This is a genomic window from Clostridioides sp. ZZV14-6154 (assembly GCF_020657785.1).
Classification (GTDB): domain Bacteria; phylum Bacillota; class Clostridia; order Peptostreptococcales; family Peptostreptococcaceae; genus Clostridioides.
On sequence record NZ_JAGWCY010000091.1, the window covers coordinates 1 to 255 of the forward strand.

1 protein-coding gene is annotated in these 255 nt (G+C 35.3%); it reads left to right on the top strand.

What is annotated here, in order from left to right:
• Positions 1–136 (top strand): transposase (locus KGF45_RS19885; RefSeq protein WP_227830530.1); only part of this gene is annotated, 136 nt, incomplete at its 5' end.
• Positions 137–255 lie beyond the last annotated feature (119 nt).

The following is a 255-nucleotide window of genomic DNA, read 5'->3' on the forward strand; positions in this document are numbered from 1 at the left end:
ATTATGTTCTAAATGTGGATATAAAAATCCATTAGTGAAGAACTTAGGACTAAGAGAATGGGAATGTCCAGAGTGTGGAGCATTCCACGATAGAGATATCAATGCAAGTATCAATCTATTAAACTTAACCATATAAATGGTAATCATAAGGGTTAGGAACTAGCCTAATAGCTTGGAGATACTGATAACAATAGTTATCTTGACCAAGAAGCCACCACTTCAAACATTACCGTAGGTAGTTAAGTGGATGGTAGT